Annotated in this window: 20 protein-coding genes; 18 read left to right on the top strand and 2 right to left on the bottom strand. The window is 30.4% G+C overall.

Features of this window, described 5'->3' with window-relative positions; all coding sequences use genetic code 11:
* The first annotated feature begins 460 nt into the window (after positions 1-460).
* The 4 genes from AC061E_RS10085 (at position 461) to AC061E_RS10100 (ending at position 3,840) form a co-directional block, all read left to right on the top strand.
* Positions 461-1,066 carry a hypothetical protein gene (locus tag AC061E_RS10085; RefSeq protein WP_478286127.1) on the top strand — a complete coding sequence of 202 codons (606 nt, stop codon included), beginning with the start codon at positions 461-463 and terminating at the stop codon, positions 1,064-1,066.
* A 191-nt stretch (positions 1,067-1,257) separates the two neighbouring features.
* On the top strand, positions 1,258-2,178 hold the full coding sequence (locus AC061E_RS10090; RefSeq protein WP_478286128.1) for a hypothetical protein: 921 nt from the start codon (positions 1,258-1,260) through the stop codon (positions 2,176-2,178).
* Positions 2,179-2,799: 621 nt separating this feature from the next.
* Positions 2,800-3,357 carry a hypothetical protein gene (locus AC061E_RS10095; protein ID WP_478286129.1) on the top strand — a complete coding sequence of 186 codons (558 nt, stop codon included), beginning with the start codon at positions 2,800-2,802 and terminating at the stop codon, positions 3,355-3,357.
* Positions 3,358-3,588: 231 nt separating this feature from the next.
* Positions 3,589-3,840: a hypothetical protein gene (locus tag AC061E_RS10100; protein ID WP_478286130.1), complete on the top strand. Its 252-nt coding sequence runs from the start codon at positions 3,589-3,591 to the stop codon at positions 3,838-3,840.
* Here AC061E_RS10100 and AC061E_RS10105 read toward each other — a convergent pair.
* Both AC061E_RS10105 and AC061E_RS10110 read right to left on the bottom strand, forming a co-directional pair.
* Positions 3,823-4,035, bottom strand: a complete 213-nt coding sequence (locus AC061E_RS10105) for a hypothetical protein (RefSeq protein ID WP_478286131.1) — start codon at positions 4,033-4,035, stop codon at positions 3,823-3,825. The two genes, AC061E_RS10100 and AC061E_RS10105, sit on opposite strands and share 18 nt — an antisense overlap.
* Before the next feature lie 2 nt (positions 4,036-4,037).
* Positions 4,038-4,259, bottom strand: a complete 222-nt coding sequence (locus tag AC061E_RS10110) for a hypothetical protein (protein ID WP_478286132.1) — start codon at positions 4,257-4,259, stop codon at positions 4,038-4,040.
* A gap of 341 nt (positions 4,260-4,600) precedes the next feature.
* Between AC061E_RS10110 and AC061E_RS10115 the strand changes: the two genes are divergently transcribed.
* The 14 genes from AC061E_RS10115 (at position 4,601) to AC061E_RS10180 (ending at position 16,522) form a co-directional block, all read left to right on the top strand.
* Positions 4,601-4,900 carry a hypothetical protein gene (locus tag AC061E_RS10115; RefSeq protein WP_478286133.1) on the top strand — a complete coding sequence of 100 codons (300 nt, stop codon included), beginning with the start codon at positions 4,601-4,603 and terminating at the stop codon, positions 4,898-4,900.
* Between the two features lie 184 nt (positions 4,901-5,084).
* A complete protein-coding gene (locus tag AC061E_RS10120; protein ID WP_478286134.1) occupies positions 5,085-5,546 on the top strand; it encodes a hypothetical protein in 462 nt (153 codons plus the stop codon).
* 309 nt (positions 5,547-5,855) lie between these two features.
* On the top strand, positions 5,856-6,155 hold the full coding sequence (locus AC061E_RS10125; RefSeq protein WP_478286133.1) for a hypothetical protein: 300 nt from the start codon (positions 5,856-5,858) through the stop codon (positions 6,153-6,155).
* Positions 6,156-6,327: 172 nt separating this feature from the next.
* Complete coding sequence (locus AC061E_RS10130; RefSeq protein WP_478286135.1) at positions 6,328-6,894, top strand: hypothetical protein; 567 nt, start codon at positions 6,328-6,330, stop codon at positions 6,892-6,894.
* Positions 6,895-7,170: 276 nt separating this feature from the next.
* Positions 7,171-8,418: a hypothetical protein gene (locus AC061E_RS10135; protein ID WP_478286136.1), complete on the top strand. Its 1,248-nt coding sequence runs from the start codon at positions 7,171-7,173 to the stop codon at positions 8,416-8,418.
* A gap of 255 nt (positions 8,419-8,673) precedes the next feature.
* Positions 8,674-8,973, top strand: a complete 300-nt coding sequence (locus tag AC061E_RS10140; RefSeq protein WP_478286133.1) for a hypothetical protein — start codon at positions 8,674-8,676, stop codon at positions 8,971-8,973.
* Positions 8,974-9,181: 208 nt separating this feature from the next.
* Entirely contained in the window at positions 9,182-10,183 is a 1,002-nt protein-coding gene (locus AC061E_RS10145; RefSeq protein WP_478286137.1) for an IS30 family transposase, read from the top strand.
* A 155-nt stretch (positions 10,184-10,338) separates the two neighbouring features.
* Positions 10,339-10,626 carry a hypothetical protein gene (locus AC061E_RS10150; RefSeq protein ID WP_478286138.1) on the top strand — a complete coding sequence of 96 codons (288 nt, stop codon included), beginning with the start codon at positions 10,339-10,341 and terminating at the stop codon, positions 10,624-10,626.
* A 184-nt stretch (positions 10,627-10,810) separates the two neighbouring features.
* Positions 10,811-11,611, top strand: coding sequence for a DUF4241 domain-containing protein (locus AC061E_RS10155; RefSeq protein WP_478286139.1), 801 nt, complete (start codon positions 10,811-10,813; stop codon positions 11,609-11,611).
* 186 nt (positions 11,612-11,797) lie between these two features.
* Positions 11,798-12,718, top strand: a complete 921-nt coding sequence (locus AC061E_RS10160) for a hypothetical protein (protein ID WP_478286128.1) — start codon at positions 11,798-11,800, stop codon at positions 12,716-12,718.
* Between the two features lie 154 nt (positions 12,719-12,872).
* Positions 12,873-13,406, top strand: a complete 534-nt coding sequence (locus tag AC061E_RS10165; protein ID WP_478286140.1) for a hypothetical protein — start codon at positions 12,873-12,875, stop codon at positions 13,404-13,406.
* A gap of 787 nt (positions 13,407-14,193) precedes the next feature.
* Positions 14,194-14,613 carry a hypothetical protein gene (locus AC061E_RS10170; protein WP_478286141.1) on the top strand — a complete coding sequence of 140 codons (420 nt, stop codon included), beginning with the start codon at positions 14,194-14,196 and terminating at the stop codon, positions 14,611-14,613.
* Between the two features lie 167 nt (positions 14,614-14,780).
* Positions 14,781-15,518, top strand: coding sequence for a hypothetical protein (locus AC061E_RS10175; RefSeq protein WP_478286142.1), 738 nt, complete (start codon positions 14,781-14,783; stop codon positions 15,516-15,518).
* Between the two features lie 194 nt (positions 15,519-15,712).
* The gene (locus AC061E_RS10180) at positions 15,713-16,522 is read left to right on the top strand and encodes a class I SAM-dependent methyltransferase (RefSeq protein WP_478286143.1); all 810 of its coding nucleotides are present in this window, start codon (positions 15,713-15,715) and stop codon (positions 16,520-16,522) included.
* The last annotated feature ends 48 nt before the right edge of the window (positions 16,523-16,570 follow it).

The raw sequence follows: 16,570 nt of genomic DNA on the forward strand, positions 1-16,570 counted from the left end.
CAGAAAATAAACTTTTGTTTCCGCAAGAAGTTTACAATGCGGAAGCATGAGAGTTGGAACTTGCCAGCGAAAAGTTGAAAAGTTTAAACGTGAAAAGCAGAAGCGTGAAAGTTAGAATTTATCAGCAGAAACTTGAAAAGTTTAGACCTGAAAAATAGAAACCTGAAAAGCAGAAACTTTATTTTTTTGCACAGAGTTTTAAAAAGAAAAGAACGTTTTCAAAATAATGAACCGAAAATCAGAAACTTGAAAATTGGAATTTGCCAACAGAAGCGTGAAAAGTTTACGGTTCAATTGTAATTTCGACAAAACAATCCCCGCATAACACACGCTACAAGCGATTTGGGCATTTGGCTTAATGGGAAAATTGGTTTTGTATTTGGAAGTTTTGGCTAATCCGAAAAATAACGCTAATTTAGTCCCAAACCGCGTGTAGCGCGGGAACGTTATGTATAACCTTATGACAGAAATTATCCAAGACATAAAAGACGGACTTAACCTTGCTTTAAACGAAGCAATTATTGTCGGACTTGATTATGACAAGGAACGCAAAACTGTTTACCTTACTTTTTATCCTATTGCTATTCAACAAGACGGGACAATACCCAATGACAATAGATTTCTTTTTGCTTTTAGAAACGTTGGACGACTTGCTTCTTCATTAACTCTTGACATTGAAAATGAAGCTACTAAATTCGACCCAAACGAACTTTCTGACCAAATGAGTGAATTTAAAAACGAATCACTTTATGGTTGGGAATTTATAGACAACTCTGAAGAGTTAGTTTTCAAGCAATGGAAAGACAATGTAAGTTTTGATACAATTATTACTTCCGGCTTTGAAAAACAACATACAATTGACCTTTTTCAAGAAGATAAATACAGCAAAAAGACAATTGACATTAGAATATGGTTTGACAAAATAGAAATATTTGACAGCAACTTAAAGCCGTTTGACACACAAACTTTCATTGACAACGGCAAAAGGGGTTGGGACAAATTGTACAAAGATGGTTGGACAACCACAGAAGCAGAATTAAAAGGAAAACTAATAATAAACGAATGAAAAGAAAGGCTATACATAACACACGCTACAAGCAAGCTGGGCAATTGGTTTAATTTGAAGATAGTTTGTATTTGATACATTTGTTTTTAACAGAAAGAATACGCATCTTTAATCCCAGCCTGCGTGTAGCGCGGGAACGTTGGCGGTAAGTTTAACACGAAATCGTAAATTCAATAACCCATGATAAAAAAATGAAAAAACTTCTTTACATACTTTCCCTATTTTGTTTTTTGAATTCGTTTGCTCAAACTATGATTAAAGTTGAAACCTATGATGATGATGAAAAACACAAATATTTTTTACCCCATTTAATAGATGAAAACGATATGGGAAGCAGTCTAGGAACTGAAGATGACAATGGTTTTTACAGTCTAAAATATTTGAAACTAGACAGCCTAAAAACTTATCGATTATATCTTGATGATTCTCGATTTATAAAGGTCGATAAAAAATTAAATTTAAAAAACAATGATACTTTAATTGTAAAATTACAACCTAATCCAAACTACAAACCCAAAACCTTCTCCAAAGATGTAATATTAATCAATTGCCCGTTTTATGATGTTTATCCGTATATGCCAAAAATAGCTACAAGACTTGATGATTTACCTTTAAAGGTATCTCAAAAAGTTAAAGATTATCTTTTATCTAGAGTTGGAGAAAAGTTTTATAAACAGATTTATTTCAAAGAAGGAAAAATAATTGATAGCATTTTTTATAAAAGACATAACATGGAAACACGATACCTTTATATTTTATGTTTTTCATTTTCAAATATTGAAAAAGGAATTGGCGAATATACTTCTAACATTGAAGTAGATGAATTTGGTAAAATTATTAAAGACATTGATTTACCGATAAAAAATCCTTTAATAAATAATATAATTTCTTTACAAGAAACAAAAAACAAAGCCGTTAACCGTAAATTCAATGTTAAAGAAAAAACAAAAATAGAATTGAATTACGATGTAAGTAAAAATATATTGGTTTGGAAATTCACAAATGAAGATTATAAATCAAATAATACTTTTCTTCAAAAAATATTAAGATATAATGCTCATAATGGAAAGTATTTAGATTCAAATATTGCTGAAGGACAATGGATTGAATAAAACCTACCGCCAACACACGCTACAAGCAATTTGGGTATTAGGCTTAATTTGAAGTTGGTTTTGTGTCAGGAAGATTTGGCAAATCCGAAAAATGGACTGAATTTAGTCCCAAACTGCTTGTAGCGCGAGAACGTTATGGTGTATAGCTCGGTTGAAAAGACGCAGACGACATCAATCAGACGTTTTGCAACTAAAAAAATAATCATGAATTAGCTAGCGAGCCGGCAGAAATTAAGCTTAACATCTGACATCGAAATGCCGACGGCAAGCAAATTTGACTCACTTTACAGAAAAACAGAAAACCGAAAATATTTTCTATTTTATGTGAATCTTAATTGAAAAATAGCATTCGTCCGACAAACAGAATACAGAAAAGCTACCGAAATTGAAACGTGGAAAAGTTTCCGACAATGGAATGGAAAATTGGAACGGATCAACTTTCGTGCTTTTCAAACGTGTCGCTACACACCATAACACACGCTACGAGCGATTTGGGTATTAGGCTTAATTTGAAAATGGTTTTGTATTTGGGAATTTTGGCTAATCCGAAAAATAACGCTAATTTAGTCCCAAACCGCGTGTAGCGCGGGAACGTTAGCGGATATAATCGCGACCAAAATTATGGAAAAAGAGAATTGTTATTTAGAGTTTGATTATTTTGAAGATTTGAATTTTGAAGATTTGAAATTCACTTTTGAAAAAATAAAATATTCGAAAAATAACTCAATTGAAACTAACGATAATTATTGGTTAGAAAATTTTCCTAAATATTCCATTGAGAAATTTTGGTTTTTAGATTCGGACTTGAAACCGAATTTTAAAACTGCCGACAAAACAGAATTTAATTGGCACTTTTATTCTTTGATAGAATTATTGAGCATAAATTACGGAATAGAATATATTGACTTAAAGAAAGTAGACAAAAACAAAGGTTTACTTGAATATAATCCTTACGAATATCCGTATGGCGGAATTGACGGAATCGTAATGTTTGTAAAATCTTTTAATTGTATTCCGAAAATAATTCATGATGGTACAAGTGTTTATGAAATAAACTTTGAAACTTCTGAAGTATTTAATATTACAGATTTAGAAGATGAAAACAAACAAAATAGTTCTCTGGAAAAATTTAATGCGGTTAAATTATTATATAAATTCGCAAACAGATTTAAACAATAAAAAATTACATCCGCTAACACACGCTACAACGGATTTGGGCAATTGGCTTAATGGAAAGTTGGTTTTGTATTTGGGATGATTTGGCAAATCCGAAGAATAGGCTTAATTTAGTCCCAAACCCGCTGTAGCGCGAGAACGTTAGCAAACAGCTTAAGAAAACCGTACAGAAAAGACTAAAACGGAAAAAATTAGCAGTTTGTAAAGCGTTACTAAATAAAAAAAAGTAACAGAATGGAATACAAACCAACAGAAGAGCAACTCCAAAAATGGGGCGAAAAAATTGCAAAGTCCTTGTATGGGTTTACTAAAGATGATTTAGAACCATTATTTGAAAAGTACGTTTTACCAATTTACATAATGTGCGCAAGAAAACCTAATCAGGAAAGTAAGTGGAAAATTGTAAACCGTGAAACAGGAGAAGAATACCCTTTAGAAACAGCTAGAAAAGAGTTAATAGAACAGAAATTAGTTAATTGGAAATAGTTCACTTTCAGGAATAGCAAATTCATCTTCTCCATCAGGGTATTCTTTATATAGCCAAGCGATTCTTTGAGCAGGTGTTCTATCCCAACGAGATATTAAAATAACTGTTGTTTCTAACTTTGAGTTAGGGTTTATAATTTTTAAAATATCTCCTTCTTGATATTTCGGTACTTTTGGTTCAGACTTTTTAGCCATAATTATTTTTTTAATTTTAATTCAGAGTGGTAGACTAAATATTCTTTTTTTGTTTCAACATCTCTAATCCAATAGTTTTCTATAAAAGGTCTATCTTCAAAACTTCCGTCCTTATTTGGTAGAACATCTATAACTTGATACGAAGCGTCAGAAAGGATACCATTACGGGAAGTGTAAGATACTAAATCATTAACAGTAAATTCACAAGAACCAAATTTATGCATAGTAAAAAAGTTTTGCCGAAAGTACAAAAATAAACTATATTTGGAAAGGAAAATAGTAATAAAAAAATAAAGCCGATTTGCTAACAGCGGTTTTGCAAGATGCGGACAACGGTCTTAAAACAAACATAATTTTGTACTTGCGAAGTACAGTGAAAAATATAAATAATAGGTAATGCGAGTTCCGCACCTCGCAAAGCCGCAAAACGTTGGCAGTAAGTTTACCGCAGAAGAAGAAAAAAAATGGAAATGGAAAATAAGAATTTTAAAAGAATATTTTTTTAAGTTTATTATTATGTTCAATAGCAGTAACTTATTTTTACTTTTTTTCTGCAAGAATTCAAGTGGAAGTTTATAATAAAACTGATTTTGATATTGACTCTTTGAAAATTGAAGACAAATATTACGAAATAACAAAGCGAAAATCGATAGTTATTAATTGTAGAAAATTAACAATACAAGACAATTTGCCTTTTGGAACTCCAGAAGGAATAATTAAAAATATGCAACGTGATACAATAACTTATCCTCTTTGTGGAACAGGAATTGAAAAAATAAGAAGTGGAAAATATAAATTTGACATTGAAGCTGAAATTGGAAAAGATTATTACAAACTTAATTGGAAAGAACATAAACAGCATTGAAAAAACCTACTGCCAACACACGCTACAAGCAATTTGGGGATTTGGCTTAATTTGAAATTGGTTTTGTATTTGGAAGATTTGGCAAATCCGAAAATAGAGCTTAATTTAGTCCCAAACTGCTTGTAGCGCGAGAACGTTGTGCGTCAGTTTACCCGAACAGAAACGAAAAACAAAAAATCTGAAAATGAAAAGTAAAATATTTCTTGTTTTAATTCTTGCCTTATCAAGTTTAAATACATTCAGCCAAGCTTGCGGAATGTATAAAGTCAAAATAATTGGAAAGATAGTTAAATCTGAAAAAGTATTTGATAGTATAAATGTACCAAGAATTCGATTTTTTGATATACAAAACATAGAGGAAAAAGATAACTTTATCAATATTAAAATTGAAAATGATGAATTCAATATTGAGACAACTTCAAATTTGACTTCTCATTTATATGATAATGCCGACGATTTAAAAAAGCATTTTATTGAAAACAGAAAAGTATTTCCTATTATTTTATACGAAAATATAGATGGCAAAATAAAACAAACAAAAATCGATATTGATTGGGAGAAAATTGAAATTAAAAAAATTGAGAATACCAAATTTGGAAGTTTTTTTGAAATAAACTTAAAAGAAATAAATACATTTGAAAACTAAATAGCTAAGAAGAAACAGAAGTATAAAAATATATATTAAATAATAAAACCGAACGCACAACAGCAGTTACACAAGATGCAAGGATTTAGTGGAATTGCCGTTTCGCATTGAACTTTTTACTTAAATAGAAAATAAGCAGTCACGAAGCCTTGCACCTCGTGTAGCTGCAAAACGTTGGCAGTAAGTTTACCGCAGAAGAAGAAAAAAAATGGAAATGGAAAATAAGAATTTTAAAAGAATATTTTTTTAAGTTTATTATTATGTTCAATAGCAGTAACTTATTTTTACTTTTTTTCTGCAAGAATTCAAGTGGAAGTTTATAATAAAACTGATTTTGATATTGACTCTTTGAAAATTGAAGACAAATATTACGAAATAACAAAGCGAAAATCGATAGTTATTAATTGTAGAAAATTAACAATACAAGACAATTTGCCTTTTGGAACTCCAGAAGGAATAATTAAAAATATGCAACGTGATACAATAACTTATCCTCTTTGTGGAACAGGAATTGAAAAAATAAGAAGTGGAAAATATAAATTTGACATTGAAGCTGAAATTGGAAAAGATTATTACAAACTTAATTGGAAAGAACATAAACAGCATTGAAAAAACCTACTGCCAACACACGCTACAAGCAATTTGGGGATTTGGCTTAATTTGAAATTGGTTTTGTATTTGGAAGATTTGGCAAATCCGAAAATAGAGCTTAATTTAGTCCCAAACTGCTTGTAGCGCGGGGACGTTATGCGTCAGTTTAGAAAACCTAAATGCCGAAAATATGACAGAATTAAAAAAAGAAGATGTTGAAATTTTAGATTTCATATTAGAAATAATATCACACGAAAATAGATTTGTGAGTACTACTGATTTGTCTAAATTTGGAACTGGGAATCCGCCTGAATTTTCAGAATCAGAATTTGAAAAGATGATGTTCATACTGAATGAATTTAAAGTTTGTAAATGTGTTTTTAGTGCTGATGCTAATGTCGTTTATGCTAATACAAAAACATCTTATTTCGTAAAAGAAGGTGGATTTAAAAAAGTTTATGATGAATCTATCATAGAAAAAAGACATTCACAAATCATAAGAGAAAAAGAACTTGACGATGCTAAATTATCTAAATGGCAAGTAAAATATTTTTGGTACATATTTGCGTTTGGTTTAATAGGGGGAATTTATAGTACTGTTGAAATTATAAAAAGCCTAACAACATCAGAAAACGTAAAAGAAAAACAAGTAACCAAAGAAGAAATGGAATTGGAACTATCCAAACTGCGTACTTTAATTTTAACCCAAAAAAAGGATACTCTTTTAACTCCTGCCAATTCTGAAAAAGGTAAATAATATCTTTAAACATAACATAATAATTAAAACTGAATCCGACTTAAAAACGGTGCGGAAGCGAAACCGAAGTATTGAACATAAAAAACCGAACGCATAACAGCCACTACAACGGATTTGGGCATTTGGCTTAATGGAAAAATGGTCTTGTATTTGGAATATTTGGCAAATCCGAAGAATAGGCTTAATTTAATCCCAAACCCGCTGTAGTGCCAAGACGTTATGTGGCATTAACAGACACGAAACAGCTTGTATTTGAGTGTCATAAATGAAAATATTTTGGAAAACCTAAGAAGTTTATTATATCCAGCTTTGCATAAATTCTACAATGCTTTGAATAGTTTGGAAAAGTTTGAAAAGGGTTCAAACTTTTTTGATAATATTGGCTATTTAGATAACTTTTTTTCGGAATATAGAAATATCACTTTTGTTTTGCAGAAATCTCTGGCTAAAACAGAATATATGCCGATGTACGAAAGGTTAAGAAATAAATATCTTGTTAATGATGTCGGAAAATGGTTTGTTGATAAACGAAATAGCGTACTTAAGGAGAAACCGTTTGATCTTGAAAAACGAATAATTATTAAGATTTATACAGGTAAAGATATTTTTTCTTTGCCTGAATTAGTTTATACAATTGAAAATGATGAAGAGTATTCTTCAATTATTGAATCACTGAAATCTTCTTTTTTGAAGATTGGTGAAATTGAAATCTTCTTTTCTGTAGAATTTACTTTCTATGAAAAAGGTTCTAAGGAAGATTTATATGACAACTTTATTTTTGGCATAACACAAATGAAACTTCTTTTGGCAGAAATGCGAAGGGAACTGAATGAAGATTGCATTCTATCTGAGAAACTTGAAAAGAAGATAAAGGATTTAAACTTTTATCGAGTTCCTAAGGATTTTCTTCTAATAGATGATTATAGTTTCAATTGTAAATATAAAACCTTTGAAAGAGCTTCAAGAAGCGTATTAAATTTTGGTAATAATAACCCTAGAGCTTCAATTAAGTTTTTAGAACAATTTAGCTCTGATGGCGATATTTTTCATAAGTTCGAATTAATGCATTTGTCCCTAATGCAACTTCAAGAAACTTTGATGCCTACTTGTATGGTGATTTTTAATGACGATACCTTTGAAATAAATAGTTTCCATTCTTCAATAAGAACCACAGTTTACAGAAAGTTCAATGAGATAGCTAACCGCATTGATAAAGAAAATATAAAAGGTGTATTCTTTGTTTCTGAAATGCAAGTGTACGATACTATTGATGTAAAACATCTTGATAGTCATGATAGAATTAAACATGTCCAGAAGGAAATGCTTGCATTTTTCATGATTGATAATGAGCTAAAAATTAATTGTCATAGCTACGATATGGAGAAAATTAAAGATTTAGTTTATATCGCTCAAATTATGAGTAGCAAATCAAATCAGGATGTGTTACCTGCATTTATGAATCCATTGAAACTAGAATTTAAAAGGCTATTAGAAGTTGCAGACACAGATAATAACGCCACATAACAGGCGTTTGGCAAGATTGCGAATTTTGTAGTAAATTCACGTTTATTTCTCGCAAGAAATTTTATCTTTGATAGAAAATAATCGGTTCCGAACTTCGCAACCTCGCCAAGCGCCGGAACGTTGGCAGTAAGTTTACCGCAGAAGAAGAAAAAAAATGGAAATGGAAAATAAGAATTTTAAAAGAATATTTTTTTAAGTTTATTATTATGTTCAATAGCAGTAACTTATTTTTACTTTTTTTCTGCAAGAATTCAAGTGGAAGTTTATAATAAAACTGATTTTGATATTGACTCTTTGAAAATTGAAGACAAATATTACGAAATAACAAAGCGAAAATCGATAGTTATTAATTGTAGAAAATTAACAATACAAGACAATTTGCCTTTTGGAACTCCAGAAGGAATAATTAAAAATATGCAACGTGATACAATAACTTATCCTCTTTGTGGAACAGGAATTGAAAAAATAAGAAGTGGAAAATATAAATTTGACATTGAAGCTGAAATTGGAAAAGATTATTACAAACTTAATTGGAAAGAACATAAACAGCATTGAAAAAACCTACTGCCAACACACGCTACAAGCAATTTGGGGATTTGGCTTAATTTGAAATTGGTTTTGTATTTGGAAGATTTGGCAAATCCGAAAATAGAGCTTAATTTAGTCCCAAACTGCTTGTAGCGCGGGGACGTTACCAGCTATATTACCGCAGAGTCAAGAATCTAACGCAATTTTATAACCAAAAAATGTATAAAATTGTAGTATGAAAACAGCTTACAAAAGACTCAATCGTGATCATAGAATTGAGATTGAAAAACTAATCGCTTTGGGCAAAAATAACAAACAAATTGCCACTACTCTATCGGTTCATCCAAGCACCATTTCCAGAGAACTAAAAAGAGTCAAAAATGAACCTTATGACAACCTAAAAGCAGAAGCAAATTATGTCTATAATCTAATGGATAAACGCTTAGGAACATCCAAAATTAACAGCAATCCAAAACTCAAAAATTTTGTATATTCACAGTTGGAATTACATTGGTCTCCAAAGCAAATTTCAGATGCTTTAAAACAATTTTATCCCTTTGATCCAACTATGCAAATCTCGCACGAAAATATCTATTATCACATCTATATTCAACCTAAAAAAGAGGTCGAAAAACTACTAATTTCTCAACTTAGACAAAAAAGAAAATACAGAGGAAATACCCGAAGAGGTGCTGATAAAAGAACCACAATTAAAGACCCCATTCGCATTGATGAACGACCTGCCGAAGTGCTCACTCGCGAGATACCTGGTCACTGGGAAGGCGACCTAATACTGGGAAAAAACAGAGAAAGTGCTATTGGGACTCTGGTAGAAAGAACCACTCGATTTTTAATAATTGTACCCTTGAAAAAGAAAGACTCAACAACCGTGAGAAAAGCTTTTGAAAAGGAGTTTAGAAAGCTCCCAGACAACCTAAAACTATCTTTGACTTATGATAACGGAACCGAGATGGCGCAACACAAAACCTTTACTAAAAATTCCAAAGTAAAAGTCTATTTTGCCCATCCCTATAGTCCCTGGGAAAGACCCACAAATGAAAATACGAATGGGTTAATTAGAGACTATTTTCCCAAAGGAACTGACTTTAATTTAATATCAAAAAAGCAACTCAAAGAAGTACAAAATCAGCTCAATGAAAGACCTCGAAAAACACTCGAATACGAATCGCCACTAAATACAATTAGTCGATTATATATGAACCAAAATTTCATCTAATAATTAGGTATAGTCAAAATAAATCGTAGCTTTATTTTTTGAATTTAGAAAGCCTAAAGACAATCAAAATTTGGCTTTCTGAATTTGAAAAATAAGGCAAAACTCTAAAGCAAAAAATTGCGATAGAAACTTGAATCCGCCAAGTTGCAAACTTTGTGAAAAATGAAGAGAAAATCTCAGTAGATGAAGCTTACAAAAGACTTGAAATAAAATTTTTAGCAAAACCAATCATAAAATTAAATTCAGGCTGTTTAAAAAAACTAAATGTCAATAAACCGAAAGTTAATATCACATATTATTATTATCCAGAATACGGGTTACTCACTGCCGAAATTTCGAAAATAAAATACATGCCTGAATATGGAAAAGGTTTTATAATCTTAGCAAAAATTGACTTAAATGGAGAATTGAAAATAATAAAGACAAGTTTTTGGGAAGAATAAATACAGCCCATAACAGGCGTTTGGCAAGATTGCGAATTTTGTAGTAAATTCACGTTTATTTCTCGCAAGAAATTTTATCTTTGATAGAAAATAATCGATTCCGAAATTCGCAACCTCGCCAAGCGCCGGAACGTTGGCAGTAAGTTAACCATGAACAAACAACTAAATAGGAAACAACAACCAAATGAAAAAGATAATATTCAGTTCTTTAATAATTAATTTATTTGCTTGTAATTCGCAGACCAAAAAGGTTGAATCTAAAAATGAAAGTTTAATTCAAAAATCAAATGAAAAAAGCTCAAATAATGAGAAAGAATCAATTGTTGACTATAATTTGATTTTAGAAAATAAAAAAATTGATGGTATTGAAATTTCGCTACTGAATATTGGAAATTTAAATTTACCAACTGGAAAAATAATTGTTTGTGACCCATTAGTCTATACAGAACTGATTCCCTTATCTACAACTGTAAACCCTGGGAATTATCCAATGAAAATCTATATAGCTAGAACAAAAAAATCGGGCGATAGATTTGCGTTGGCAAAATTGGAAATCACTGACAAAAAAGCCGTTAAATGGATTCTTGCGTTAAGAGAAAACGAAAACAGCAATGAACTAAAAGAAGACGATTCCTTTTTTGGTTTTGCTGTTGATGCAGGTTTAGCAAGTTTTTTTGATTATAAAACAGGTTTAGAATTTGATAAATTCCAAAAGGAATTTTATGAAAAAGATTCAACCAAAAATATTTATGATGATTTTTTTGAAACTGAATTTAAAAAAAATGCAGTTAATAAAAATGACCCAAAAGATGTTGGGAATTGGATTAATTACAAGTTTCCTAAAACAGAATTAAATATTCCAATGTTTCAATCAGGTTACGGCGATGGTTTATATCCAGCATATTGGGGAATTGATGCAAATGGAAAAATCACATCATTAATAATCGATTTCTTCGTTGTGGAATTACCCGAACTGAAGAAATAACCTACCGCCAACACACGCTACAAGCAATTTGGGTATTAGGCTTAATTTGAAAAAAGTGGTTTTGTATTTGGAAGATTTGGCAAATCCGAAGAATGGGCTTAATTTAGTCCCAAACTGCTTGTAGCGTGGGAACGTTGGCGGTAAGTTTAACACGAAATCGTAAATTCAATAACCCATGATAAAAAAATGAAAAAACTTCTTTACATACTTTCCCTATTTTGTTTTTTGAATTCGTTTGCTCAAACTATGATTAAAGTTGAAACCTATGATGATGATGAAAAACACAAATATTTTTTACCCCATTTAATAGATGAAAACGATATGGGAAGCAGTCTAGGAACTGAAGATGACAATGGTTTTTACAGTCTAAAATATTTGAAACTAGACAGCCTAAAAACTTATCGATTATATCTTGATGATTCTCGATTTATAAAGGTCGATAAAAAATTAAATTTAAAAAACAATGATACTTTAATTGTAAAATTACAACCTAATCCAAACTACAAACCCAAAACCTTCTCCAAAGATGTAATATTAATCAATTGCCCGTTTTATGATGTTTATCCGTATATGCCAAAAATAGCTACAAGACTTGATGATTTACCTTTAAAGGTATCTCAAAAAGTTAAAGATTATCTTTTATCTAGAGTTGGAGAAAAGTTTTATAAACAGATTTATTTCAAAGAAGGAAAAATAATTGATAGCATTTTTTATAAAAGACATAACATGGAAACACGATACCTTTATATTTTATGTTTTTCATTTTCAAATATTGAAAAAGGAATTGGCGAATATACTTCTAACATTGAAGTAGATGAATTTGGTAAAATTATTAAAGACATTGATTTACCGATAAAAAATCCTTTAATAAATAATATAATTTCTTTACAAGAAACAAAAAACAAAGCCGTTAACCGTAAATTCAATGTTAAAGAAAAAACAAAAATAGAATTGAATTACGATGTAAGTAAAAATATATTGGTTTGGAAATTCACAAATGAAGATTATAAATCAAATAATACTTTTCTTCAAAAAATATTAAGATATAATGCTCATAATGGAAAGTATTTAGATTCAAATATTGCTGAAGGACAATGGATTGAATAAAACCTACCGCCAACACACGCTACAAGCAATTTGGGTATTAGGCTTAATTTGAAGTTGGTTTTGTGTCAGGAAGATTTGGCAAATCCGAAAAATGGACTGAATTTAGTCCCAAACTGCTTGTAGCGCGAGAACGTTACCAGCTATATTACACTAAATGAACACAGAAGAAAGAAATTTAAAGATAAAAACATTGCGAAAACTGGAAGAAAGAAAATTAAAATTACCTGAATTAATCTCTTTTATTTCCTCAATTTCAGAAAAAATAATTTCAGAAAATGAAATTTTAACAATCGAAGAAATTGAACAGAAAGCAATCGAACTTAACGGAACTGATTTCAAATTTAACTACTTAAATTTAAGTTTTACAGAAGATGAAATTAGAAATCTTACAAAAACGCTTCTAACTCTTAAAGAGGAATTATCTAAAGAAAACTTTCTTAAACTTTACCGTTTTACAGAAATAGCAATTTTGAAAATAGAAACTAAATTTATAATTGAAAATATTGTCGAAATTGTAAAATTTGACGGAGATTCATTTTCTATTTATGACAAAGATTTTAAAAATGGTTTTTGGATTGACTATTCAAAAGATTATTGGTTCAAAAATAACAAAACAGAAAATTTATGGATTTATGAGTTGAGAATATTTGGAAAAGACTGGATAAAATTAATAAGTGCGGAAATATAAATACAGCTGGTAACACACGCTACAAGCAATTTGGGTATTAGGCTTAATTTGAAGTTGGTTTTGTATTTGGAAGATTTGGCAAATCCGAAAAATGGGCTTAATCTAGTCCCAAACTGCTTGTAGCGCGGGAACGTTAGTGGCAAGCTCGAAGAGAAACAGACGTAACTAATTTAATTACAAAAAGTTAAATATATTCAAAACTTTCAAAATGTAAGTTTGAATAGCTAAGCTTTGAAATTAAATAGAAATATAAAAATTGATGTTTAGCTAAAAAAATGCAAAAAGTGGAATCTGAAAAGCAGATACTTGAAAGTTGGAACGTGCCAACAGAAACGTGAAAATTGGAATCTGAAAAGCAGAAACTTGAAAGTTGGAATGTGCCAACAGAAACGTGAAAATTGGACTCTGAAAAGCAGAAACTTGAAAGCTGGAATGTGCCAATAGAAACGTGAAAATTAGAATCATAAAAGCGGAACTTGAAAATTGGAATGAACCAACTGAAACGTGAAAGTTGAAACCTAAAAAGTAGCAACGTGAAAGGCAGATTTTGAAAAATAGATGTTTAATAGTTGGAATCTGAAAGTAGAAACTTGAAAATTGGAACGCTGAAAGAGCCAGCCACTAACACACGCTACAAGCAATTTGGGTATTAGGCTTAATTTAAAATTGGTTTTGTATTTGGGATGATTTGGCAAATCCGAAAATAGAGCTTAATTTAGTCCCAAACTGCTTGTAGCCCGAGAACGTTGGCAGACAGTTTGCCCGAACGAAACGAAAACAGAAAAAAATGAAAAATTTTCTAAATATTTTAATATTGATTTCAATATTTTCATGCAAAGAAAATGTTATTACTTCTCAAGAAAAAAAATCAGAAGTGAAAATAATAAAAGCAACAACGGATAATGAGATTCAGCAAATTGGTAACATTTATCAACCTGAAAAAATGGTAATTAAACAAAACAAAATCAGAACAGACAATAAAAAAGAAAATTATCAAATTACTTTAATTAATAGTAACTTATTGGATAATGAAAAAGAAAACTTGGAAAGTCACGCTGAAAAAATAGTAAAAATGTACCATGAAAATTTACTACGAAATATTGTTGGATTAAATTCTGACAAAATTATTGTGGAAATACAACATAGAAATGAAAAAAAAGAAAGTTTTGAATATACTGAAATAGAGATACAGAAATTAGAAAAATAAAACCGATCTGCCAACACACGCTACAAGCAATTTGGGCATTTGTCTTGTCGGAAAAATAGTTTTGTATCTGGAAGTTTTTGGCAAATCCGAAAATTGGGCTTAATTTAGTCCCAAACTGCTTGTAGCCCGCAAACGTTGGCAGTAATTTTGCCGCACCAAAATGCGACATGATAAAACTAATATATTTAGCGTTAATCTTACCCTTTTTTACTAATTGTACTCGAGAAGAAAACTATCTCCTAGCTCAAAATATATCTCAGGATAAGTTCTTTGGAGGAAAGGAAACTTTATTATTAAAAAAAGATTCGTCTTTTAATTATTCCAGTGTTCTAAACAATAAAGAAATTGGAACTAATAGATCAATTACTGGAAAGTACAAAATACAAAATGACACTATAAATCTTATTAGTAAAAAGATATCAATAAAACTAATTTTTATTGGAAATCAAATTCAATTATTATCATTAAATGCTAAAATGAAAGTATTGACTAATAACACTTCTATAAAAAACAATTATCAATTTGATATTCCAGAAGATTTTACGGTCTTTAGTTATAATGATTCCTTTAAAAACTATTTCAATCATCCTGTTAAAGCCACAAAAATATCAGCTAAGGACTTTTTTAAACTCCAGTTAATAATTCAGAATCAAATAGATTTAAACAAATCTAAATTCAGAAAACATAAATTGGAATCTGATTATTTTAAGCAATGTGTTTTTGTAACTAATGCTAAAAATGAAAAAGAAGTTTGGATAAATGGAATATCTAAAAAAAGTAGTCATCAAGATACATGGGAAAGCTCTATTTTGGAAGTAAACGATGGTGGTGAATATTATTTCACACTTGAAATGAATTTGGAAACTGGAGAAATATATTATTTTTCACCTCATGGCTTAGCATAAACCGCCTATAACAGCTACTACAACGGATTTGGGCAATTGGCTTAATGGAAAGTTGGTTTTGTATTTGGGATGATTTGGCAAATCCGAAAATAGGGCTTAATTTAGTCCCAAACCCGCTGTAGCGCGAGAACGTTAGCAGTAATTTTATAGAACCAACCGAATCCAAAGGAAAATATTAAAAAGCATAAACGAATATGAATACGGAAAAAAATTATATTGAAATTAACAAACACTCTTGGAATAACAGAACTGATACTCATTTGAATTCGGAATTCTATAATCTTGAAGGTTTTTTAAAAGGAGAAACTTCACTAAACCCAATCGAATTAAAAATACTTGGAGATATAGAGGGAAAAAGCATTCTACATTTGCAATGTCATTTCGGACAAGATACCATTTCTTTAAGCCGACTTGGAGCAGAACTTACGGGAGTTGATTTGTCGGACAAAGCAATTGAAAGTGCAATAAAAATTGCAAAAGATACAAACTCAAACACCAAGTTTATATGTTGTGATTTATATGACTTGGAAAATCATCTTGAGAAACAATTCGACATTGTATTCACAAGTTATGGAACTATAACTTGGTTGCCCGATTTAGAAAAATGGGGAAAATTAATTTCGAAATTCTTAAAACCAAATGGAAAATTCATTTTTGTGGAGTTTCATCCTGTAGTTTGGATGTTCGATGATAATTTCGAGAAAATCGGTTACAACTATTTCAATATAGCACCAATAGTTGAGACAGAAAACGGAACTTATGCAGACAAAGATGCTGAAATTTCACAGTCTTATGTAACCTGGAATCATAGTATGAGTGAGGTTGTTGGGAGTTTGCTCAACAATTCAATGGAAATTATTGATTTTCAAGAATACGATTATTCGCCTTATAATGTTTTCAGTAATATGATTGAATTTGAGACGAAAAAATTTCGAATAAAACATTTGGACAACAAAATTCCAATGGTCTATTCAATTGTTGCGGAAAAGAAAAACTACAGCTAACACACGCTAAATGCAATTACCAAATTTATTCTTGCCGGAACGTTCATC

It is taken from the genome of Flavobacterium sp. GNP011, assembly GCF_056428925.1.

Bases quoted from the DNA above. Each gene is read 5' to 3' on its own strand.
- AC061E_RS10085 (WP_478286127.1), top strand. From the start codon at position 461: ATGACAGAAATTATCCAAGACATAAAAGACGGACTTAACCTTGCTTTA.
- AC061E_RS10090 (WP_478286128.1), top strand. From the start codon at position 1,258: ATGAAAAAACTTCTTTACATACTTTCCCTATTTTGTTTTTTGAATTCG.
- AC061E_RS10095 (WP_478286129.1), top strand. From the start codon at position 2,800: ATGGAAAAAGAGAATTGTTATTTAGAGTTTGATTATTTTGAAGATTTG.
- AC061E_RS10100 (WP_478286130.1), top strand. From the start codon at position 3,589: ATGGAATACAAACCAACAGAAGAGCAACTCCAAAAATGGGGCGAAAAA.
- AC061E_RS10105 (WP_478286131.1), bottom strand. From the start codon at position 4,035: ATGGCTAAAAAGTCTGAACCAAAAGTACCGAAATATCAAGAAGGAGAT.
- AC061E_RS10110 (WP_478286132.1), bottom strand. From the start codon at position 4,259: ATGCATAAATTTGGTTCTTGTGAATTTACTGTTAATGATTTAGTATCT.
- AC061E_RS10120 (WP_478286134.1), top strand. From the start codon at position 5,085: ATGAAAAGTAAAATATTTCTTGTTTTAATTCTTGCCTTATCAAGTTTA.
- AC061E_RS10130 (WP_478286135.1), top strand. From the start codon at position 6,328: ATGACAGAATTAAAAAAAGAAGATGTTGAAATTTTAGATTTCATATTA.
- AC061E_RS10145 (WP_478286137.1), top strand. From the start codon at position 9,182: ATGAAAACAGCTTACAAAAGACTCAATCGTGATCATAGAATTGAGATT.
- AC061E_RS10155 (WP_478286139.1), top strand. From the start codon at position 10,811: ATGAAAAAGATAATATTCAGTTCTTTAATAATTAATTTATTTGCTTGT.
- AC061E_RS10160 (WP_478286128.1), top strand. From the start codon at position 11,798: ATGAAAAAACTTCTTTACATACTTTCCCTATTTTGTTTTTTGAATTCG.
- AC061E_RS10165 (WP_478286140.1), top strand. From the start codon at position 12,873: ATGAACACAGAAGAAAGAAATTTAAAGATAAAAACATTGCGAAAACTG.
- AC061E_RS10170 (WP_478286141.1), top strand. From the start codon at position 14,194: ATGAAAAATTTTCTAAATATTTTAATATTGATTTCAATATTTTCATGC.
- AC061E_RS10175 (WP_478286142.1), top strand. From the start codon at position 14,781: ATGATAAAACTAATATATTTAGCGTTAATCTTACCCTTTTTTACTAAT.
- AC061E_RS10180 (WP_478286143.1), top strand. From the start codon at position 15,713: ATGAATACGGAAAAAAATTATATTGAAATTAACAAACACTCTTGGAAT.